Genomic DNA, 20,514 nt, shown 5'->3' with positions numbered 1-20,514 from the left:
GCAAAAGGCAGGGCCTGCCCCAACGGACAGGTCCTGCCTTTTTTGTATCCAACCGGACTTACACGGACAGACTGCTTTTGGTGGTTCCCACTGCCTTCAGGTAGCGCACCAGCAGCCACCAGCAGGCGCGGCCCAGCAGAAACAGCAGCCCGCCTGCCACCAGTGTGCAGGCAAAGCCCAGCAGCGGCGGGGGTGTGTAGGGCCCCAGCTGCACCGTGAGGCAGGGAACCTGGACACCCAGCAGATACCGGAACAGACAGTTCGCCAGGCCGGCCAGCGGGACCGCCACCCCGCAGAGGAAAAACGCCGGTGCACAGATGCCCAGAATGGGGATGACAAACATGCCGCTCAGTCCCACCACACTGTAAAAGGCCAGCACGGTCAGCAGCTTCTGCCATCCGCTGCGCTGCGGCCTGGTCAGCAGGTCGGACAGGTAGGCCCGGGCCAGCTGGTCGGGAGCGCCCAGCCGTTTTGTGATGGCATCCGGCGTCAGGCCCTCCGCCTCCATCTCCTGCATGGTGCTCTTGATCTCCTTGACAATGTCCACCCTCTCGGAAGTCGGCAAGGGACGAAGCTTGCGGTCAACGGTGTTCAGATACTGTTCCAGCACATTCTCCATAGTTTATTCCTCCTCTTTCAGCAGAGCCACCATTTTCAGCAGACTGTCCCAGTCGGCATTCATGGCCTGCAGATATTCCTCCCCGGCGGGAGTCAGGGCGTAGTATTTGCGGGGCGGCAGCCCTTCGGCGGAATCCTGCCAGCTGGCGGAGAGATATCCGTCTTTCTGCAGCCGCCGCAGCAGGGGATAGACGGTGCTCTCGGTGGCGGTGGTGACGGCGGATTGACCCAGGCGCTGCAAAATGCCGTATCCGTAGCAGGGGCCGCAGTGCAAAATCAACAGAATGCAGTATTCCAGCGTGCCCCGCCGGATCTGACTGCGCCAATCTTCCAGATTCATGGCAAGCCCTCCCTGTATCAACAGATGTACTTTGCTAAGCTATATACATCGTACTACACAGTACTGTGCCTGTCAATCCCCTCCCGCCCGTGCATGGATAAAAAAATCCCCCGCACCGGGCAGGTGCAGGGGAGAAAGAGCCAATGCTCTTATTTGTTCTTCTTGCTGGTGGCTTTCATGCGCAGGTCATGGTCGAGAATGCGCTTGCGGATACGCAGGTTCTCGGGAGTGACCTCCAGCAGTTCGTCGGGAGCCAGGAACTCCAGGCAGGCTTCCAGGCTCAGCTTGGAGACAGGGGTCAGACGCAGGGCGTCGTCGCTGCCGGAAGCGCGGGTGTTGGTCAGGTGCTTGGTCTTGCAGACGTTGACGGTGATGTCCTCGCCGGTGGGGGTGTAACCCACGACCTCGCCCTCGTAGACCTTCTCACCGGGGACGACGAGAAGGGTGCCGCGCTGCTGGGCGTTGAACAGACCGTAGGTGACGGCGGTGCCGGTATCGAAGCTGATGAGGGAGCCGCTGGAACGGGTGGCGATCTCACCCTGCCACTCGTCGTAGCCGTCGAAGATGGTGTTCATGACGCCTTCACCGTGGGTATCGGTGAGGAACTGGCTGCGGTAGCCGAACAGGCCGCGGCTGGGCATGCGGAATTCCAGACGGGTGCGGCTGTTCATGAGCTGCATGTTGACCAGCAGGGCCTTGCGGGCACCCAGAGCCGTCATGACGGCGCCCTGATACATCTCAGGCACGTCGATGACCACGCGCTCCATAGGTTCCATGGTCTTGCCGTCCTCCTCATGGGTCAGGACATGGGGAGGGGAGACCTGCAGCTCGTAGCCTTCCCGGCGCATGGTCTCGATGAGGATGGACAGATGCATCTCACCGCGGCCCATAACGCGGAAGGAGTCGGTGGTGGCGGAATCCTCCACCTTGAGGGCTACGTCCTTCAGCAGTTCGCGGAACAGACGGTCACGGATCTGGCGGGAGGTGACATACTTGCCCTCCTTGCCGGCAAAGGGACTGTCGTTGACCGAGAAGGTCATCTCCACGGTGGGGTCGTTGATCTTGACGAAGGGCAGGGGCTGAACCTTGGCGGGGTCGCAGATGGTGTTGCCGATGGTGATGTCGGGCAGACCGGCAAAGGCGACGATATCGCCGGCCTCAGCCTGCTCGATGGGCTCGCGGCCGTTGGCCTTGAAGTCGAACAGCTTGGTGATGCGGCCGGTCAGGCGGACATCGGGGTTGTGCCAGTCGCAGACCTGAACGTTCTGGCCGACCTTGATGACGCCGTTCTGCACACGGCCCACACCCATGCGGCCGACGAACTCGTTGTAGTCCACACTGGAGACCAGCATCTGCATGGGTTCGTCAGGTTCGCCCTCGGGCGGGGTAACATATTTCAGAATGGTATCGAACAGGGGCTTGAGGTCGGTGCCTTCCTCCGGATGGGTCCAGTCGTAGCTGGCGGTGCCGTTGCGGCCGGAGCAGAAGACCATGGGGCTGTCCAGCTGCTCGTCGGTAGCACCCAGATCCATCAGCAGTTCCAGGATCTCGTCGATGACTTCCTTGATGCGGGCGTCGGGACGATCGATCTTGTTGACGGCGATGACCAGGGACAGGTTCTGCTGCAGAGCTTTCTGCAGGACGAAACGGGTCTGAGGCATGCAGCCCTCAGCCGCGTCGACCAGCAGCAGAACACCGTTGACCATTTTGAGAACACGCTCGACCTCACCGCCGAAGTCGGCGTGGCCGGGGGTGTCGACAATATTGATCTTGACATCGTTGTAAACGCAGGAGCAGTTTTTGGCCAGGATGGTGATGCCGCGCTCACGCTCGATGTCGCCGGAGTCCATGACACGCTCGGCAACCTGCTGGTTGGCACGGAACGCACCGGACTGCTTCAGCATCTGGTCGACCAGGGTAGTCTTGCCATGGTCAACGTGCGCGATGATGGCAATGTTGCGAAGATTTTCTCTTACCATAACTGTGCGATACCTCTTTACACTTTCTATTTCCTCGTTGGTGCCCGGATACGGCACACTGCCGTAGATAAGTATACAGCATAATTTTACGTCAGCATGTAAGCCTTGTCAAGAATCGCAAAAGGAGTTTTTCCATGTTATAATAAAGTATACAGAAATAATCGCCTGTATGCCGCGGGAATGCGGCAAAGCGCAATAAATAGTGCTGTACACTGTTTTTACAGGGAGGGAAGTTTTCCTATGCAGAAAATGCCTGCCGCCAATGTGTGGCGCAAGGTCAACGTGATCGGCCATGTCAATCCCGATACCGACTCGATCTGCTCTGCCATTGCCTATGCTTATCTGAAAAACCAGGCCAGCGAGATGGCCTGTGAGCCCCGCCGTGCCGGTCAGCTCAACCGGGAAACCGAATTCGTGCTCAAGCATTTCGATGTGGAGCCGCCGCGTCTGTGCACCGATGTCAGCCCGCAGATCAAGGATATCGACATCCGCCGTCAGCCGGGCATTGACCGGGAGCTCAGCGTCAAGGCGGCGTGGAGCATGATGCGGGATACCGAGATCGATACCCTCTGTGTTACCGATGCGGAGGACGAGCTTCTGGGCCTCATCACAGTCAAGGACATTGCCAACGCCAACATGGACCTGATGGATACCGGCGTGCTGGCGGATGCGCATACCAGCTACCGCAATGTTTTGGCCACCTTGGATGGTGAGATGGTCGTGGGTGACCCCGACGCCGAGGTGGGCGGCAACATTTACATCGGCGGCAGCCCCGATGTCATGGAGGAACAGCTCAAGCCCGGCGATCTGGTTCTGGTCTCCAACCGGTACGACACCCAGCTCTGCGCCATTGAGTGCGACGCCGGCTGTATCGTCATCTGTAACGGCAAGGCGGCGCCCCGCACCATTGAGACGCTGGCGAGGGAGAAGGGATGCAGCATCATCATCACTCCCTACGATATTTATGCCGCCGCCCGCCTGGTCAGCCAGTCGGCCCCGGTGCGGCATTTCATGCGGGTGAAGGATCTGCTCAAGTTCAGCGTGGATACCCCCATCGAGGATGCCCGCCGGGTCATGGCCAGCGTGCGCCACCGGTATTTCCCCATTCTGGACAAAAACGGCAAGTACTGCGGCGTGGTCTCCCGCCGGAACCTGCTGAACCTGCACCGCAAGCAGATCATTCTGGTGGACCACAACGAAAAGACCCAGGCGGTGGACGGACTGGCCCAGGCGGAGATCCTGGAGATCATCGACCATCACCGCATCGGCACGCTGGAGACCACGGCGCCGGTGTATTTCCGCAATGTGCCGGTGGGCTGTACCGCCACCATCGTTTTCCAGATGTACCTGGAAAACGAGGTGGATATCCCCAAGAAGATTGCGGGACTTTTGCTGTCGGCCATTCTGTCCGATACGCTGATGTTCCGTTCGCCCACCTCTACCCCTCAGGATGAGCAGGCAGCCAATGCCCTGGCCCGCATTGCCGGAGAGGACATCCAGTCCTATGCCGAGCAGATGTTTGAGGCGGGCGGCGACCTGACCGGCAAGACGGCAGAGGAAGTCTTTGTTTCCGATTTCAAGGTGTTCAGCCGGGGCGATGTCAAGTTTGGCGTGGGCCAGAGCAGCTATATGACTGAAAAATCCCGCTCGGCGGCGGAGGCTCTGGTGGGGCCCTACCTGCCCGAGGCCGCGGGTCATCATGCGCTGCCCATGGTATTCTATATGTTTACCGATGTGCAGAAACAGAGCACCGATCTCATGTTTACCGGCCACGATGCCGAAAAAATCGTGCGTGCGGCCTTCCACGTGGAGCCGGAAAACGGCAAGGCGGTGCTGCCCGGCGTGGTCAGCCGCAAAAAACAGCTGATCCCGCCGCTCATGGCTGCCATGCAGGAGCTGACGATGTAAGACAATCGCCGGGGGATGTTTGCCATCCCTGCCAAAACAGCAAAAACTGAATCAGGAATGCGTTCCCGTCCCTGCGGGAACAGGAGAGGAGCCGAATGACCATGACACAGCCGGGAAAAATCGCCGTATTGACGGACTCCAACTGTGACCTGCCGCAACAATATTTCAAGAAGTATCCCATTTTTCGACTGCCACTGGTCATCAGCTGCGGCGGGCAGGAGTACCGCGACGGGATCGACATTACGGTGGAGGAAGTCTACCGCCGCCAGCCCGACGAAACCTTCAAGACCAGCCTGCCCATGCGTGCAGATATCGACGCTACCCTGGATGCCATTGCTCGGGCGGGATATACCCAGGTGATCGTTCTGCCGTTGGCGGGAGCGCTTTCGGGCACAGCCAATCAGCTGCGCCTCATCGCCAAAGAGCGCACCGACCTGGACATTGCCGTGTTCGACACTAAGAGCGCCAGTATCGGTGTGGGCATTCAGGCTGTACAGGTGGCGCAGTATGCCGTGGCCGGCATGGAGTTTGAGCCTCTGAAAAAACTCACGGCCCAGCTCATCGAGGATACCACCGCGCTGTTCTCTCTGGATACGCTGGAATATCTGCGCCGGGGCGGACGGATCGGCCGGGCTACGGCGGTGGCGGGTGCCCTTTTGCAGATCAAGCCTATTCTGATGTTTGACAGGGAGGGGGTCATCACCACGGCAGCCAAGGTGCGCGGCCGCAATGCAGTGCAGGCCAAGCTGCTGGACTTGGTGGAAAAGATCCGTGCCGATGCCCCGGTGACGCCTGCCTTTAACCTGGTCGTCTGCGACGGCGGTGTGCCCGAGGAAGGCCGCCGCCTGGAGGAACAGCTCAAAAAGCGGATGCCGGGTTATCATCAGATCATCCACGGCAGCCTGAGCGCCACCCTGGCGGTTCATCTGGGGCCGAATCTGTTGGGAGCAGGCATCCAGCTGCTGCGCACCACTCCGCCGCCGCTGGACTGAGCCGGAGGATTCATCAAATTAATTGCAGGAGGTCCGTTCATGCCCGATGTCACAGCACCCACGCCGGAACAGCTTCGATACCTGCGTGTGCTTGCGGAAAAATACCCTACCATTGCAGCGGCATCCAGTGAGATCATCAATCTGGAAGCATTGCTTCGGCTGCCCAAAGGCACCGAACATTTTATGAGCGACCTTCACGGCGAGAACGAGGCGTTCATTCACATCCTCAACAGCGCGTCGGGAGTCATCCGCGAAAAGATCGACACTGTGTTGGGAGAGGACGTGCCCGATACCGAGCGTGCCGAGCTGGCCACGCTTGTCTACTATCCCAACCAGAAGCTGCCCGAACTCAAGGCAAAACAGTCTGATCTGGATGCCTGGTACCGCAGAAATCTCCTGTGGCTGATTGAGCTGTGCCGGTTTGTGTCCAGCAAACATACACGGGACCATGTTCGCCGCTGCCTTCCGGCCAACTGCGGGCATATCATCGACGAGCTGCTTCACGCCCACTTTGAGGATCACGACAAGGACCTGTACTACGGCCAGATCATCGACAGTATCATCCGCCATGACCGGGCAGATGCCTACATCATCCGCTTCTGCGAGGTCATCAAGCGGCTGGCGGTGGACCGGCTGCATATTGTGGGCGACCTGTTTGACCGGGGCCCCCGGCCGGATCAGATTCTGGACCGCCTGATCGAGCATCATGACGTGGACATCCAGTGGGGCAACCACGATGTGGTCTGGATGGGCGCAGCGGCAGGCAGTCCCATCTGCATTTTCACGGTGCTCAAGACGACGGTAGCCTACAACAATCTTGCCACGCTGGAGAACGGCTACGGTATCAACCTGCGCCCGCTGGAGCATCTGGCGGAGCATCTCTATGCCGATACCGATGTGGAACACTGGCGTCCTCATATTGATCCGCGCACCAAGCCGGGCCCCGAGGCCATCGCCCGCACAGCGCGGATGCACAAGGCCGTCACCATCATCATGCTCAAACTGGAAGCCCAGGTCATTGCCCGCAATCCCGATTTTGAGTGTGCCAGCCGGGACTATCTCAATCAGATCGACTACGCGGCGGGAACGGTGCGCTGCGGCGGCAAGGTCTACCCGCTGCTGGACCCGGCGTTTCCCACGGTGGACCCGGCCTGCCCCAGCCGTTTGACCGACCGGGAGGAGGAGGTCCTGCAGGGGCTGGTGCGTTCCTTCCGGGAGAGCGAGCGCCTGCAGCGGCAGGTCAAGTTCCTCTATGCCAAGGGAGCGGTCTATAAGGTATTCAACGGCAATCTGCTGTTCCATGGTGCGGTTCCCATGACCGAGGACGGCGACTTTGCCGCCGAGACCTTTGAGGGCGAAAGCTATTCCGGCAAAGCATTGTTTGATTACTGCGACCGCCGTGCCCGGGAAGGCTATTTTGCCGCCCCGGACAGCCCCCGGCGTCAGGCCGGGCAGGATTTTTTGTGGTATCTGTGGTGCGGGCGCCTGTCACCGATTTTCGGCCGCAGCGCCATGACCACCTTTGAGCGCCTTTACATCGGCGACCCGGCCACCCATGCCGAGGTCAAAAATCCCTACTACCGCCATATCCAGTACCCCGAGACTGCCGATAAAATTCTTGAGAAGTTCGGTCTGGAAGGGGAAGGCTGTCATATCATCAACGGCCATGTGCCGGTGCGGGCCATTGAAGGGGAAAGCCCGGTGAAGGGCGGGGGCAAGATCATCGTCATCGACGGCGGATTCTGCCGGGCCTACCACAGCCGGACGGGCATTGCGGGCTACACCCTGGTGTACAACAGCCGCGGCCTGACGCTGCGCACCCATCAGCCTTTTGAGAGCGCTGAGAAAGCCATCCGGGAAGATGAGGACATTGCCTCCCGCAGCGAGCAGATTTATGCGGCGCCCCGTCGTATCCTGGTCCGCGACACCGATGAAGGAACCGAAAAGATGACCCTCATCAGCGATCTGGAGCACCTGCTGGAAGCTTATCAGGCAGGACTTTTGCGGGAACAGGTGTGAGCCGATTTCCCCGTGCAGGCCATGCCGCATGTTCTGTTTTCGGATCACCCGGAAAAGCCGCGTACCACCGCAAAACACAAAAAGCGAGATACAAACAGTATATTTTGGATAAGATATAACGGAATGTACTTAAAAATGACGCGAAAATGCCCCATGACAGCGGGAGTATTGCACATTTTGACGCTTGTCTGTTGAAAATACTCTCGGCCCCGGGAGGGAGACCCCGGCGGGCGGAAAAGCCCCGGGGCCTGCAAAGGGCACGGAAAGAAAGGCAGAACGTATGGCATTCTGGTGTTTCATGCTGGCAACCGACCTGCTGGTGCCGCTCATCATGATCGGATTCGGCGGGACGTTTGCCAGACATGCCCCGCGGGAGATCAACGGCCTGTTTGGTTACCGGACGCCCCGCTCCATGCGCAACCAGGACACCTGGACCTTTGCTCACCATTATTCGGGACGGTTGATGCTCCGGTGGGGGCTGGTCATGCTGCCGCTGTCGGTACTGGCGCTGCTGCCGGTGCTGGGGCAGGGGGAAGAGGTAACAGGCACGGCAGGGGCGGTCATCTGCTGTGTGCAGCTGATCCCGCTGTTCGGCATCATTGCAGCCACGGAGCGGGCCCTGAAGCGGACCTTTGACGACAGGGGCAGACGGCGCTGACAGAGAACACGCAATGCAATAGAAACAGCAAAACAGACGGCGCAGGCCTTTTGCCGGGATGGCAGGGGTCTGCACCGTTTTTTGTGTGCCGGAAAGACAGGCAAACGCAAAGCCCCCGCACCGTCGGAAGGTAGGCGGTGCGGGGGCTTGCCGTGTCCCGGAACTTGCAGCGGGACGATTCAGTCATTGGATGGGATCAGAAGTCCACCTCAGTGTCGTAGTAGCAGCACTTGAGCAGCTTCTCCATCTCTTCCTGCGAAGGCTGCCGGGGGTTGGAGCCGGTGCAGGCGTCGCCGATGGCATTCTTGGCGATTTCAGGCAGACGCTCCAGGAAAACTTCCTCGGGGACGAAGCCCTGCTCGCAGGGATAGCTGTCGGCGCCGTAATGCTGGATGCAGTGAGGAATGTTCAGTGCATCGTTCATGCCGCGCAGATGCTGGATGAGCAGTGCGACCTTTTCGTCGTCGTTGGCACCGCCCAGTTTCATCTCGTCGGCGATGAAGCCGTAGCGCTGTTTGGCAACGGGGTCCTTGGCATTGAAAGCGATGACCTTGGGCAGGTACATGGCGTTGGCTGCGCCGTGGATGATGTGTGCACCGTAATCTGCGAAGGCAGCGCCGGTCTTGTGGGCCATGGAGTGAACGATACCCAGCAGTGCATTGGAGAAGGCCATGCCGGCCAGGCACTGTGCATTGTGCATCGAATCGCGCTTTGCCATATCGCCGTTGTAGGAGTCGATCAGGTCTTTCTGGATCATGCGGATGGCGAAGATGGCCAGCGGGTCGGTGTAATCGCAGTTGGCAGTGGAGACGTAAGCCTCAATGGCGTGGGTCATGGCATCCATACCGGTGTGAGCCACCAGCTTTTTGGGCATGGTCTCGGCCAGGTCGGGGTCGACGATGGCGATGTCCGGGGTGATCTCAAAGTCGGCGATGGGATACTTGATGCCCTTGTTGTAATCGGTGATGATGGAGAATGCGGTGACCTCGGTGGCAGTGCCGGAAGTGGAAGGAATGGCGCAGAAGTGCGCCTTCTTGCGCAGCTTGGGAATGCCGAATACCTTGCACATATCCTCAAAGGTGATGTCGGGGTATTCGTACTTGATCCACATGGCCTTGGCCGCGTCGATGGGGGAGCCGCCGCCCATGGCGACGATCCAGTCGGGACCAAATTCCTGCATAACGGCTGCGCCGCGCATCACGGTATCGACGGAGGGGTCCGGCTCGATGCCGTCAATGATCTTGACTTCCATGCCGGCTTCCTGCAGATAAGCCACTGCACGATCCAAAAATCCGAAGCGTTTCATGGAACCGCCGCCCACACAGACGACAGCCTTTTTGCCTTCCAGCGTTTTCAGGGTCTCAAGGGAGCCCTTGCCGTGGTACAAATCCCGGGGGAGAGTAAATCTGGCCATTGGAATAACCTCCTGACTTTAGGCGCATCATTATGCCGCCGTTCGGAGCGCTCCGTATGGAAAGCCCGTGCGGCGCGCCTGAAAATGTAAAACAGAAACGGCTTTGACAAAAAAGTGTCAAATGTTTCTAATGTCAGTATAGGCTTCCCGGAGGGGAAAGTCAAGGAGGGTAAATGCCAAAAAAAGCTGTGCCTTTTACAGCAAAATGACGGAAGAAGATTCTCCGCGCCGGGGCCGGCCTGCTGCGGGCTGTTGAGCATTCGGCACGGGCCGGTGGTCGCAGCATGCAGAAGAGGCCGACAAAGAGACAGGGATATGGCTTGATATAATAAAAACATCGATAAATAGTAGAAAAACTCGTTCCTTGCGGCTTTCTCGGCAAAAAAATGCCGGGGCGGATTCTCAGCATCCGTCTGGCGGAATGGGAAAATGACAGTCAAGCGGTGTGCGTCCCGGCCGTTTCCGGAGTTTGCGCGGCGTGTACTCTCTGCACAGCCGGAGGACAAAGTAATTTTTGAGAAAAGGCAGAGGGGCAAACCGCTGTCCCGTATGGGAAAAAGACAGCAAAAAGCGGGCACCGGTTGCCCGGTGCCCGCCGGAAAGGCAGAGCCCTGTAATTACTTGGTGCCGAAGATTCGGTCGCCGGCATCGCCCAGACCGGGAACGATGTAGCCGTTGTCGTTGAGCTTCTCATCCAGAGCGCCCACGTAGATGTCCACATCGGGGTGGTTGGCGTGCAGCGTCTTGAGGCCCTCCGGCGCGGCGATCAGGCCAATGAACTTGATGTGACGGGCGCCGTGCTTCTTGATCTGGGTGATGGCATCGGAAGCGCTGCCGCCGGTGGCCAGCATGGGGTCCAGAACAATGACTTCGCGCTCGGCAATGTCCTTGGGCAGCTTGCAGTAGTACTCCACAGGCTGCAGGGTCTCCTCGTTGCGGTACAGGCCGATGTGGCCGACCTTGGCAGCGGGGATCAGGTTCAGCATGCCGTCCACCATGCCCAGGCCTGCGCGCAGAATGGGAACCAGAGCCAGCTTGCGGCCGGCCAGAACCTTGGTGCGTGCCAGGCAGATCGGGGTCTCGACCTCGACTTCCTCGGTGGGCAGATCACGAGTGGCTTCGTAGCAAAGCAGCATGGCGACCTCGCTGACGAGATCACGGAACTCGCGGGTGCCGGTGTGACGGTTCCGCATCAGGCTGATCTTGTGCTGAATCAGGGGATGGTCAACGATCTCTACAACGCTCATAGTGGTGACTCCTTACATCGTAAAGTTTGGCGCCTGCCGGCCCATGGGCTGCGGAGGGCGCGAAATATCAGTCCCTGCACGCGCAGGCGGAATACAAAGAAAAACGCTCAGCGACGCTCATCCAGCGCGGTGATCTTTTCCACGCGATCCTGATGGCGGCCGCCCTCAAAGGGAGCGTCCAGGAAAAGGTCCAGCAGCTGGCAGGCCAGACCGGGGCCCACAACGCGGGCGCCCATGCACAGGACGTTGGCGTCATTGTGGCGGCGGGTATACTCGGCGCTGAAGCTGTCGCTGCAGCAGCAGGCGCGGATGCCCTTGACCTTGTTGGCACAGATGGACATGCCCACACCGGTACCGCAGCACAGCACGGCAAAATCGCACTCGCCGCGGACCACAGCCTCACAGGGAGGCACGGCGCGGTCGGGATAGTCGCAGCGAGAACCGTCGTACGAACCAAAGTCGCGGTAGGGAATGCCCTGTTCCTCCAGATGCTGGCGCAGGGCCTCTTTCAGTGCGAAACCGGCGTGATCCGCCCCAAGGGCGACAGGCTTCATGGGTGCTGTCATAATAAATCGGCTCCTTTTTTGTCTTTTTGGGTCTCCCGTTCGGCGCGCTCCCGCTCGGCCTGGCTCAAACGCAGATAGTTGGGCATCAGCCGGGCGGGGGGTACACAGAGGCCGTCTTTCCACATTTCCCTCGCAGCAAGCCCGGCACCTGCGGCCCGTCCGACGCTCAGCGCCGGGGCACAGGGCAAAGCCTGCTCATAAACATTGTAGCACAATGCAGCGCCGTCGCCAACAAAAAATACGCTTTTTTTACAGCGGCGGGCAAAATCAACAGCTTCCTCCACGGGGGCGGCATCGTCCGGAGTCAGACGCTGGTGGGTTTCCAGATCGAAAGCTGCCCAGTAGACCTGGCCGCGGCGGGCGTCCATGGCGCAGATAACCACGCCCTGTCCGGCATGGCAGCGGGCCAGGGCCTCCAGGGTGGAGACTCCGGCGCAAGGGGTCTGATGGACCAGCGCCATCCCCTTGACGGCGGAAAGCCCGATGCGCAGCCCGGTGAAACTGCCGGGACCGGACGTGACGGCGTAAAGGTCGATATTCTCGGGACGCAGCCCGGCGGTTTTGAGGGCGGCGTCTACCATGGGCATGAGGGTCTCACTGTGGGTCAGGCCGCAGTTGCAGACGGTCTCATACAGCAGGGTATCGTCGCGCAGAAGTGCCACCGATGCGGAGCGCCCGGCGGTATCCACGGCAAGAATATTCATGGGATTGCCTCCTGTCAGGGATTGGCGGGCGCTTACAGCCCGTTGATGGTAATGCGGCGGTCGTCCCCGCCCAGATGCTGGATGTCGATGGTGACGGGACGCTCCCGGGCGATGATGTCGGCGCAGTTCTCGCTCCACTCCACAGCCACAACGGCACCCATGTCCAGATAATCGTAGAAACCGGCGGCGGCCAGATCGGTTTCGGTGTGGATGCGGTAGAGATCGAAGTGGGCAAAAGGCCGGGGCCCGCGGTAATAGTTCACAATGGCAAAAGTGGGGCTGGAGGCGGGATCGGTGCAGCCCAGTCCTTCGGCAATGCCCTGACACATGGCAGTTTTGCCTGCGCCCAGCCCGCCGGTAAAGGCAATCAGGGCGCCGGGCACCAGGCGGGCGGCCAGTTTGCGCCCCAGCTCCACGGTTTCGCGGCGGCAATGGGTCATATATTCTTCCATACGGCGCATACTCCTTTGTGTGACGATGCCAAATGCGGGCGTCTTAAATCGTTTTATTATACAACGTCCCGGAAGTTTTGTAAAATTTTTGTGCCCGGCTTTTCTCTGCCGGAATGAAACAGTATAATGAAAATGGGTTGTCAGACCCAACCGAAGATTGCAGAAAGGGGGAAGAGCCATGTTTGGTCTGATGCGCCGTTATGCGTCCAGAACCGATGTACCGTATCTGGTTATGTGCGGCATCTGCTCGCTCATCAGCATTGTAGTGCTGGTCAGCGTGGGGCAGAGCCAGCTGGGCGGCTCCAACAACAAGGCGTCGGTTCAGCTGATCGCCAGCCTTCTGGGGATCATGCTTGCCATCATTGCCTCCACCGTGGATTACCGCACTCTTGCCCGCGCCTGGCCGCTGCATGCCGTTGTGGCGTGGGGGCTGGTGATCCCCACCCTGTTTCTGCACAATTTCCGGGCGGGATTTCTCACCATCGGCTACGATGCGGGCGGCACTTCCAATTACAGCTGGTACCGCGTGGGCGGTATGACCTTTCAGCCCACTGAGCTGGCCAAGATCAGCTTTGTGCTGACGCTGGCCTGGCATCTGGAACGGGTGAGGGGCAAAGTCAACCGTCCCCTCAATCTTCTGGGACTGCTGGTGCATATCCTGCTGCCGGTGCTGGCCATCCACATTCAGGGCGACGACGGCACGGCTCTTGTCTTTCTGGGCATCGGCGCGGTCATGCTGTTCGCGGGCGGATTATCGGCCTGGCTCATTGCCGGCGCCGGAGTGGCTGCCGTGGCGGGAGGAACCGCCCTGCTTGTCCTCAAGCCCGACATCCTGAAAGGCTACCAGTTCAAGCGCATTCTGGCGGTGCTCGATCCTACTGACCCTGCCCTGGCCGACTTTACCTACCAGCAGAACAAGGGTTCCATGGCCATCGGCACCGGAGGACTGACAGGGCAGGGGCTTTTCAACGGGGAACATATCTTTGTCCCCAACGCCTGGAACGATTTCATTTTCAGCTATCTGGCCAACGCCCTGGGATTTCTGGGCGCGGCGGCGGTTTTGCTTCTGCTTTTCGGTATCGCGGCCCGCACCCTGCGCACCGCATACCGCAGCACCGATGCCCTGGGACGTTATATCTGCGTGGGCATTTTTGCGGCGCTGTTTCTGCAGTGTGTCATCAATCTGGGCATGAACCTGCAGGTGCTGCCGGTCATCGGCGTCACGCTGCCATTTTTCTCAGCAGGCGGGTCCAGTGTGGTCATGATGTATCTGTGCGTCGGTCTGGTGCTCAGCGTCTCGCTGCATACCAGGAGAACCCGCGGTCTGGCAGAGTATGTGGATTGAATTTCATTTTCTGTAAAAAGTATCCCCGGCATACGGCTCCAAACGGACACGGTATGCCGGGGATTTTCTGTTATGGGATCAATTACAGGTCTTTGACCATCTTCACATGCTCTGCGCCCGCCTCCAGAAAGATCTCCGATACGGTGCGGTAGCCGCAGGCTTTGTAAAAACCCTCTACGCGGAATTTGGCGTCCAGCTCCACGCGGCGCATGGCAGGGCGATAGCGGTTTTCCAGCTCCGTCAGCACGGCTTTGCCCACGCCCAGGCCGCGCAGTTCGGGCAGCACACAGAACCGCTGCAGACGGACGACCCCCGGGGCAGGAAAGATGCACCGCAGCGCGGCCGCATCCCTGCCGCCGAGGCGCGCCAGAAAGTGTGCGCAGTCTGCACCGGGATGGTCCAGGTCGTCTTGCTCTACAGACTGGGGGATGCCGTGCTCCACAGTAAAAACGGCCCGGCGCACGGCCAGGGCGGCGGCCAGCAGGGCATCGCTGTCGGCAGGGAGCAGGACGATGCCGGAAAGAGGGAAGGAAAGATTGTTCGGACGCAAAGCAGATCGGCCTCCTGGTGTATCGATTGTTTTACCGCGGTGCATGGCGGGGCGGCAGAATGTAACCAAGGTAACACCAAACGAACCGGCCGTCAACCCGAAAAGGAAATCCAACGATATAATGGGGAATATGGGAAAAATGAGAATCGATTCAAAAAGTTTACATATTGTTTACGCTTTATCGGTTTGACGCGATGGAAAAAATCATGTATGATAGAAGAAAGTTCGCTAATGAACTGTTTTGCGCGGAGGACGCCGATGAACCGGGAATACGATCTGCTGTATATGGGGCACAAAATGCGCCGGATGCTGGAACATGCCAGTCAGGAATTGATGCAGTCCAGCGGCCTGCGGCATGTGGAACTGGAGATTTTGTTCTATCTGTCGTACAGCGGGACAAGCAACACGGCCCGTGACATCAGTGAGGCGAAGCATTTGTCCAAGGCGCACATCTCGAAGTCGGTGGACAACCTGCGTCGAACCGGCTGCATCACCATGAAGGAGGATGCCTTCGACCGCCGCTGTCTGCATCTGGGCCTGACCGCAAAAGGCAGGCTTCTGGCGGCAGACTACGAGCGGGTGATGAGCGGCACGGTTGACCGGATGATGTCCGGCGTTACGCTGGAAGAACGGGCCGGCATGCAGAGTGTGCTGGCCAAGATCCGGCATAACCTCGATGAGGCGACGGCCTGCCATGAGGACCAGGCCCCGCAAACGGAGGAAAACCATGAGATCGATCGCGATTGAAAGAGAATTCGGCAGCGGCGGGCGGGAGGTCGGCCGTCTGGTTGCAGAACAGCTGGGCATGCCCTTCTACGATGGGGAGATCCTGTTCAACACGGCGGAGCGTTCCGGCATGGACCTGGGTCAGCTGCGCAATTTTGATGAGCGCCAGGCAGGCAGCCTGCTGTTCGACCTTGCGCTGGCGGGAAACCCCAACGCCTACAGCATGCGCACCCGCCTGTATGAAATGTTTGAGGCGATGCAGGGTACCGTTCGCCAGCTGGCGCAGAAGGAACCCTCGGTTTTCATCGGACGCTGTTCCACCGAGACACTTTCGGGCAAGGATGGCGCGCCCCGTGCATTGCGGGTATTCATCTATGCCTCCGACCAGGTGGAACGCTGCCGCCGCATTATGAATACCGAGCATGTGGATGAGCAGGATGCCCGGTCCCTCATGCGTCACCGGGACAAGGAACGGGAACAGTATTTCCGCTATTTTACACGCAAGAGCTGGGGGGACAAGGCGAACTACGACATTCAGCTGAACACTTCCGTATTGCCGGTGCAGCAGTGCGCCGACATTCTGGCGGGCATCGTCCGCGATATGCCGTAAACACACACGAACAGGAAAGGGAGGCCGCTATGGCAAACTATGCAGAAATCGAACGCGAAGCAAAAATCTACCTCGACGAATGCGTCCAGAACGACAAGATCGATCCGGCGCTGTTCGATAAATTTGGTGTCAAACGCGGCCTCCGTGACAAGGACGGCAAGGGCGTCCTGACCGGCATCACCAACATTTCCCGCATTGATGCCTTCAAGATGGTGGATGGCAAAAAGACCCCCTGCGAGGGCAAGCTGTGGTACCGCGGCTACAACGTCTATGACCTGATCCGAGGCCTGCACGGCAAGCGCTTTGCTTTTGAGGAGGCTGCCTATCTGCTTCTCATCGGCGATCTGCCCAATGCCAAACAGCTGGAGGAGTTCAGCAATGTGCTGACCAAATGCCGGGACCTGCCCACCAACTTTACCCGCGACGTTATCATGAAGGCCCCCAGCAAGGACTTGATGAACACCCTGACCCGCAGTGTGCTGACCCTGGCCTCCTATGACGACACCATCGGGGACAACAGCCTGCAGACTCAGCTGGAGCAGTGCATCAAGCTCATCAGCGTCTTCCCCATGCTGGCGGTGTACGGCTATCATGCCTACAACTATTATCTCAACGGCGAGAGCATGTATATCCATCGGCCTCAGCCCGAGCTGTCCACGGCGGAGAACATTCTGCAGATGCTCCGTCCCGACCGCAGCTATACCGATCTGGAGGCCCATGTTCTGGACATCGCCCTGCTGCTGCACATGGAGCACGGCGGCGGCAACAACTCCACCTTCACCACCCGCGTGGTCACCTCCTCCGGTTCGGACACCTACTCGGTCATGGCGGCGGCCCTGTGCTCCCTCAAGGGACCCAAACACGGCGGCGCCAACATCAAGGTCGTGGAGATGGTCAACCATATCCGCGAGACCGTTCACGACGAGACCGACGAGGAGGAAGTCCGGGATTACCTCTGCCGGATTCTGGACAAGCAGGCCTTCGATCATAAGGGCCTGATCTACGGCATGGGCCATGCGGTCTACTCTCTGTCCGACCCCCGTGCCGTGGTGTTCAAGAGCTTTGTCCAGCAGCTGGCCGAGGCCAAGGGCCGCAAGAAGGACTTTGACTTCTACAACATGATCGAGCGCCTGGCGCCTCAGGTCATTGCGGACAAGCGCCACATCTACAAGGGTGTCAGCACCAACGTGGACTTCTACAGCGGATTTGTCTACAACATGCTGGACATTCCTCTGGAGCTGTACACCCCCATCTTTGCCATTGCCCGTATCGTGGGCTGGAGTGCTCACCGTATCGAGGAGCTGGTCAACGTGGACAAGATCATCCGTCCCGCCTACGAGAGCATCATGGAACCCCGCGCTTACATCCCGCTGGAGGAGCGCTGAGTACGTCTCTTCAGGGGCGCGCAATAGCCCTTATCAATATGAGAAAGCCCCGGCGGAGCATTGCTCCGCCGGGGCTTTCTCTTTCAGGCCGAACCCTGAGATTTATTGGTATCCCGTGCCGCCGCAGGCAGTACAGGGAACCCGACCGCTGCCGTTGCACTGGCGGCACATTTTTTCTCCATAGTAGGTGCCTCCGCCTCCGCCGAAACCGTAGTCCGGGATATACTCTACCGAAGATACATTTCCGGTGCCGCCGCAGCCGGTGCACAGCTTCTCTCCGGTACCGCTGCACACCGGGCACAGCACGGATACATCACCCAGTCCGGGGTCGAGGGTGACCGGAGGAATGTACAGACCTTCACTGCCGCCGGAACTGCCGGAATCTCCGGAATTTCCAGCATAATCCGGGTTTTCCACCTGCCCTTTGCCGCCGCAGGACACGCACTTGGCATACCCGGAACCATCGCACAGGGAACAGGTGGTTTTGGGACCGCCTTCAAACCAGATCTGCCAGCCTACTCCTTCGCACAAGGGGCACAGAAACTCTCCGGTGCCGTCACAGTCGCTGCAGGTAATGTATTGAGGCTCATCCTCCTCGGAAAAATCCGCAGAGGGCAAATCTCTGTCCTCCCGGTCCTCATAATCATCGTCGTTATCGTCGTCAAATTCCTGAATGGAAAATTCTGTATCCTCGTCCTCCATATCTGCTTCGTCCCAGCGGTCGTCGTCCGAATCCTCAACGGAAAAATCGGTGGTGTCGGAACGGTCGTCCGGCCGCTCCTCGGCAGAGTGGCCGCACCCTGCCAGCGTTACCCCAAGGGCTGCCGCCAGAAGTACAGCCAGAAATCTTTCTTTCCAAGTGGCACGTCGCATGATTTTTACGCTCCTTTCCTGATATCCGTATCGGACCATGAGGGTTGGCTGCAAGTGAACCCGGAAACAGACAGTTCGGCGGTTCGGGATGAAATCATTATACCATCGTCCCTTTCTGGAAAACAAGCCTGTTTACGAAAAATATCGGGAAGAGTTCTTTTTATTTGATGGAGCCCAATATGTGCCCACGTGCCCCAAATATCTGCCGTGACCCCTTACCGGAAAGCTGCCGGAAAACGCAGAGCCGGGAAACAGCAAGGGAAGGCAGTGGGGCGGCAAAGATTGCCTGCGAATATGTATCCCGACCGAAAGAACCCCGACGGCCGCTGAGGCAAGTTGGGGCTTTGGTAAAAAGCCAACGAAGTGGCAGGCCGTGGGTTCTGCAAGGAATCCAACAATTCCAACAAAATGCACAATGTTTTTTAACGGAAAGGTGGATAAAATACATTGAAATATTTCTTTGAACACGATATACTGAGTTCGTATGATGAATTGCCCGGGAACGGCCTTTGTCGGCAGGAGGAAACCATCCTATGAAAGATCTGTATCAGGCAGCCCGGCACCTGGTCTGGCTGACACAGTTCGGGCTGTCCATTGTGGTGCCGCTGGTGGTCAGTATTTTGCTGGCCGTGTGGCTGCGGCAGCACTTCAGCCTGGGAGGCTGGGTGGTTGTCGCGGGCGTTTTCGTCGGGCTGTTCGGCGCGGTGAGCGGACTGGTCACCTCGCTGCGGGCCATGGACCGCCAGGCCGGGGAAAAAGAGGACAGGCACAAAAAGCCGCCGGTCTATTTCAATCAGCATTAATGGGGCATACTGCCCGTGGGGAGGAACTCTATGCACAAATATCGTGATGTACTCAGCCAGGTAGGCAGGCTGGCCGCCGTGGAGGCGGTCTGCGTTGCGGTGATCCTGGCAGTGTATTTCTTCCTGGGCGGGCTGGACGCCAAGGTCCTGCTGGGCGCCCTTATCGGTGGGGCCATGTCGGTGGGCCATTTTCTGGTATTGTCCATCACCGTGTCCAATGCCCTCGACCGAGCCAAGGATGAAGAGGAAGCCGCCCATGTCCGGGTGTCCATCCTGGCTTCGGCCAGTATGCGCCTGCTGGTGATGGCGGTCATACTCATCGTACTGTTCAAGGCGGGCATCTGTGATCCCGTGGCGGCGCTGGTGCCGCTGCTGTGCGCACAGCTTGCCCTCAAATTCATCGGATTTTTCCAGGGCGGAAAGGAGGAACCCCGGTGACAGGACCGAAAATTTATTTTACAATCCCGCTGTTCGGCGGCATTCCCATTACCCAGACGACGGTGTCGTCCTTTGTGGTGATGGTGCTGCTCTGCATTGCGGGCATCTGCCTGGGACGCAACCTGCAAAAGCGCCCCGGCCGCCGGCAGGTCCTGGTGGAAAAGGGCGTCACCGTGCTGTATGACATGGTGGCCGACACCATGGGCCCCCATAACCTGTACTGGACGCCCTACGTCGGCGCGCTGTTCCTGTCGTCGCTGTTCGGCACCCTCATCGGTATGACCGGCATCCTGCGCTCGGCCACGGCGGATCTTTCCACCACGCTGACCTGGGCCCTCATGACCAGTGTGCTGTGCTGGGCCTGCGGCATCCGTGCCAACGGCTTTTTCGGCTGGTTGAAAGGCTTCTCGGAACCCATTGCCGTCATGCTGCCCATGAACATCGTTTCCGAGATCGCCCAGCCCATCTCCATGGCGTTCCGTCACTTCGGCAACATTGCGGGCGGCGGCGTTCTCACCAGCCTGCTTTATACCGCTCTGGCCACCCTGTCGGCGGCGGTGCTGGGGCTGGTAGCCCAGAGCGTTGTGGCGGCAGTTATCGTCCTGGTAATTGGGATTGCGCTGTTTGCCTGGGGCTTCAAGGCCCGCAAGCTGATGCGCAAGATCTTTGGCGTGGTTTTCGCCGTGACCGGCCTGCTGGCACTGGCGGGGCTTTCCGGCGTGCCGTATCTGGAAGTGGGCATTCCCGGTATCCTCAGCCTGTATTTTGATGTCTTTTCGGGCGGCGTACAGGCGCTGGTGTTCAGCCTGCTGACCATGGTGTATATCGGCAACGCCTGCCTGCCCCCGGAACCGGCCGGGCAGTAAATCATCCCCGATCAAAGAATT

General features: G+C 59.1%; 21 protein-coding genes. 11 read left to right on the top strand and 10 right to left on the bottom strand.

The features are described 5' to 3' along the window. Positions 1 to 58 precede the first annotated feature (58 nt). The 3 genes from INF35_RS04260 to typA all read right to left on the bottom strand — a co-directional run bounded on the left by INF35_RS04260 (position 59) and on the right by typA (position 2,937). Entirely contained in the window at positions 59 to 619 is a 561-nt protein-coding gene (locus INF35_RS04260) for a DUF1700 domain-containing protein (protein WP_193500269.1), read from the bottom strand. 3 nt (positions 620 to 622) lie between these two features. Beyond that, on the bottom strand, positions 623 to 958 hold the full coding sequence (locus tag INF35_RS04255) for a PadR family transcriptional regulator (RefSeq protein WP_193500268.1): 336 nt from the start codon (positions 956 to 958) through the stop codon (positions 623 to 625). Positions 959 to 1,107: 149 nt separating this feature from the next. Next, the gene (gene typA / locus INF35_RS04250) at positions 1,108 to 2,937 is read right to left on the bottom strand and encodes a translational GTPase TypA (protein WP_193500267.1); all 1,830 of its coding nucleotides are present in this window, start codon (positions 2,935 to 2,937) and stop codon (positions 1,108 to 1,110) included. A gap of 249 nt (positions 2,938 to 3,186) precedes the next feature. Here typA and INF35_RS04245 point away from each other — a divergent pair, with 249 nt between their 5' ends. The 4 genes from INF35_RS04245 (at position 3,187) to INF35_RS04230 (ending at position 8,514) form a co-directional block, all read left to right on the top strand. Then, the gene (locus INF35_RS04245) at positions 3,187 to 4,845 is read left to right on the top strand and encodes a putative manganese-dependent inorganic diphosphatase (protein WP_193500533.1); all 1,659 of its coding nucleotides are present in this window, start codon (positions 3,187 to 3,189) and stop codon (positions 4,843 to 4,845) included. A 95-nt stretch (positions 4,846 to 4,940) separates the two neighbouring features. After that, the gene (locus tag INF35_RS04240; RefSeq protein WP_193500266.1) at positions 4,941 to 5,837 is read left to right on the top strand and encodes a DegV family protein; all 897 of its coding nucleotides are present in this window, start codon (positions 4,941 to 4,943) and stop codon (positions 5,835 to 5,837) included. Positions 5,838 to 5,876: 39 nt separating this feature from the next. Beyond that, positions 5,877 to 7,856 carry a fructose-1,6-bisphosphatase gene (locus INF35_RS04235; protein ID WP_193500265.1) on the top strand — a complete coding sequence of 660 codons (1,980 nt, stop codon included), beginning with the start codon at positions 5,877 to 5,879 and terminating at the stop codon, positions 7,854 to 7,856. A gap of 280 nt (positions 7,857 to 8,136) precedes the next feature. Further along, positions 8,137 to 8,514 (top strand): SdpI family protein, encoded by a 378-nt coding sequence (locus INF35_RS04230; RefSeq protein WP_193500264.1) that lies wholly within the window; start codon positions 8,137 to 8,139, stop codon positions 8,512 to 8,514. Between the two features lie 196 nt (positions 8,515 to 8,710). Here the strand turns inward: INF35_RS04230 and INF35_RS04225 are convergent, their stop codons facing one another. The 5 genes from INF35_RS04225 to tsaE all read right to left on the bottom strand — a co-directional run bounded on the left by INF35_RS04225 (position 8,711) and on the right by tsaE (position 12,897). After that, positions 8,711 to 9,928: an iron-containing alcohol dehydrogenase gene (locus INF35_RS04225; RefSeq protein WP_193500263.1), complete on the bottom strand. Its 1,218-nt coding sequence runs from the start codon at positions 9,926 to 9,928 to the stop codon at positions 8,711 to 8,713. 617 nt (positions 9,929 to 10,545) lie between these two features. Then, positions 10,546 to 11,175, bottom strand: coding sequence for a uracil phosphoribosyltransferase (gene upp / locus INF35_RS04220; protein WP_193500262.1), 630 nt, complete (start codon positions 11,173 to 11,175; stop codon positions 10,546 to 10,548). A 107-nt stretch (positions 11,176 to 11,282) separates the two neighbouring features. After that, the gene (gene rpiB, locus INF35_RS04215; protein WP_328740366.1) at positions 11,283 to 11,741 is read right to left on the bottom strand and encodes a ribose 5-phosphate isomerase B; all 459 of its coding nucleotides are present in this window, start codon (positions 11,739 to 11,741) and stop codon (positions 11,283 to 11,285) included. Beyond that, positions 11,738 to 12,445 (bottom strand): tRNA (adenosine(37)-N6)-threonylcarbamoyltransferase complex dimerization subunit type 1 TsaB, encoded by a 708-nt coding sequence (gene tsaB, locus INF35_RS04210; protein WP_193500261.1) that lies wholly within the window; start codon positions 12,443 to 12,445, stop codon positions 11,738 to 11,740. The genes rpiB and tsaB overlap by 4 nt, the downstream gene beginning before the upstream one ends. Before the next feature lie 32 nt (positions 12,446 to 12,477). Further along, positions 12,478 to 12,897 (bottom strand): tRNA (adenosine(37)-N6)-threonylcarbamoyltransferase complex ATPase subunit type 1 TsaE, encoded by a 420-nt coding sequence (gene tsaE, locus INF35_RS04205; protein ID WP_193500260.1) that lies wholly within the window; start codon positions 12,895 to 12,897, stop codon positions 12,478 to 12,480. Between the two features lie 178 nt (positions 12,898 to 13,075). Between tsaE and INF35_RS04200 the strand changes: the two genes are divergently transcribed. Then, a complete protein-coding gene (locus INF35_RS04200; RefSeq protein ID WP_193500259.1) occupies positions 13,076 to 14,242 on the top strand; it encodes an FtsW/RodA/SpoVE family cell cycle protein in 1,167 nt (388 codons plus the stop codon). Between the two features lie 82 nt (positions 14,243 to 14,324). Here INF35_RS04200 and INF35_RS04195 read toward each other — a convergent pair whose 3' ends face one another. Beyond that, positions 14,325 to 14,792 (bottom strand): GNAT family N-acetyltransferase, encoded by a 468-nt coding sequence (locus INF35_RS04195; protein WP_193500258.1) that lies wholly within the window; start codon positions 14,790 to 14,792, stop codon positions 14,325 to 14,327. A gap of 258 nt (positions 14,793 to 15,050) precedes the next feature. Between INF35_RS04195 and INF35_RS04190 the strand changes: the two genes are divergently transcribed. From INF35_RS04190 to INF35_RS04180, 3 genes are read left to right on the top strand one after another with little or no spacing between them, the layout of a single operon-like run. Then, a complete protein-coding gene (locus INF35_RS04190; RefSeq protein WP_193500257.1) occupies positions 15,051 to 15,539 on the top strand; it encodes a MarR family winged helix-turn-helix transcriptional regulator in 489 nt (162 codons plus the stop codon). After that, on the top strand, positions 15,520 to 16,128 hold the full coding sequence (locus INF35_RS04185; RefSeq protein WP_193500256.1) for a cytidylate kinase-like family protein: 609 nt from the start codon (positions 15,520 to 15,522) through the stop codon (positions 16,126 to 16,128). Before INF35_RS04190 ends, INF35_RS04185 begins: the two co-directional genes overlap by 20 nt. A 29-nt stretch (positions 16,129 to 16,157) precedes the next feature. Next, a complete protein-coding gene (locus tag INF35_RS04180; protein WP_193500255.1) occupies positions 16,158 to 17,513 on the top strand; it encodes a citrate/2-methylcitrate synthase in 1,356 nt (451 codons plus the stop codon). A gap of 102 nt (positions 17,514 to 17,615) precedes the next feature. Here the strand turns inward: INF35_RS04180 and INF35_RS04175 are convergent, their stop codons facing one another. Beyond that, the gene (locus INF35_RS04175; RefSeq protein WP_193500254.1) at positions 17,616 to 18,386 is read right to left on the bottom strand and encodes a hypothetical protein; all 771 of its coding nucleotides are present in this window, start codon (positions 18,384 to 18,386) and stop codon (positions 17,616 to 17,618) included. Positions 18,387 to 18,919: 533 nt separating this feature from the next. On the opposite strand from INF35_RS04175, the gene INF35_RS04170 reads away from it, so the two are divergent. From INF35_RS04170 to INF35_RS04160, 3 genes are read left to right on the top strand one after another with little or no spacing between them, the layout of a single operon-like run. Beyond that, positions 18,920 to 19,189: an AtpZ/AtpI family protein gene (locus INF35_RS04170; protein WP_193500253.1), complete on the top strand. Its 270-nt coding sequence runs from the start codon at positions 18,920 to 18,922 to the stop codon at positions 19,187 to 19,189. A gap of 30 nt (positions 19,190 to 19,219) precedes the next feature. After that, the gene (locus INF35_RS04165) at positions 19,220 to 19,627 is read left to right on the top strand and encodes an ATP synthase subunit I (RefSeq protein WP_193500252.1); all 408 of its coding nucleotides are present in this window, start codon (positions 19,220 to 19,222) and stop codon (positions 19,625 to 19,627) included. Next, complete coding sequence (locus INF35_RS04160) at positions 19,624 to 20,493, top strand: F0F1 ATP synthase subunit A (protein WP_193500251.1); 870 nt, start codon at positions 19,624 to 19,626, stop codon at positions 20,491 to 20,493. The genes INF35_RS04165 and INF35_RS04160 overlap by 4 nt, the downstream gene beginning before the upstream one ends. Positions 20,494 to 20,514: the final 21 nt, after the last annotated feature.

It is taken from the genome of Gemmiger gallinarum, assembly GCF_014982805.1.
GTDB lineage: Bacteria > Bacillota > Clostridia > Oscillospirales > Ruminococcaceae > Gemmiger > Gemmiger gallinarum.
The sequence above is the reverse complement of the archived record's forward strand: the minus strand, read 5'-3'. Positions and strand labels throughout refer to the sequence as shown.